This is a genomic window from Halorubrum sp. Atlit-26R (assembly GCF_003666015.1).
Classification (GTDB): domain Archaea; phylum Halobacteriota; class Halobacteria; order Halobacteriales; family Haloferacaceae; genus Halorubrum.
In genome coordinates, this window is sequence record NZ_QPLT01000378.1 from 1 (window position 1) to 527 (window position 527).

General features: G+C 57.1%; 1 protein-coding gene. It reads right to left on the bottom strand.

The annotated features are described in order from the left end of the window. On the bottom strand, nucleotides 1-527 hold a 527-nt coding region (locus tag DVK07_RS23055; RefSeq protein WP_199719714.1), incomplete at both ends, for a TOBE domain-containing protein.

The window sequence follows — 527 nt, forward strand, 5'->3', positions numbered from 1 at the left end:
CGCTTCTCCGCTCGCTGAATCGAAGAGATGGATCTGGGATCGGTCGAGGACGGTTTCGATCGGCTGACCGGCTTCGACGTCGACAGTCGGATCGGCTGCCATGAGCAACTGATCTGTTTTCGAAGCTGTCTGGTCCGTCTCGTCGAACTCAGATTCGAAGGAGAGGTCTGAATCTGGCGCACGCAGATAGATCATGAGTTTGTCGCCCATCGGCTGAACGACATCCACCTCGAGCGAAATCGGGTCCGTCGCGTTTTTGATGTCCCCGTGACCTTCGAGGTACACGTCCTCGGGACGGATACCGAGCGTAATCCGACTGTTATCGTTGATATCGACCGACGACGAAACATCTAGGTCGATCCCCAGCTCTGGATCGGTGAACCGCCCACTGTCTACCGCCCCTTGGACGAACCGCATGCTCGGAGATCCGACGAAGCCCGCGACGAACAGGTTTACTGGCTCGTTATAACAGTCAAGCGGCGGGGCAAACTGTTGGAGTTCCCCGTCGTTGATGATCGCGATCCGGT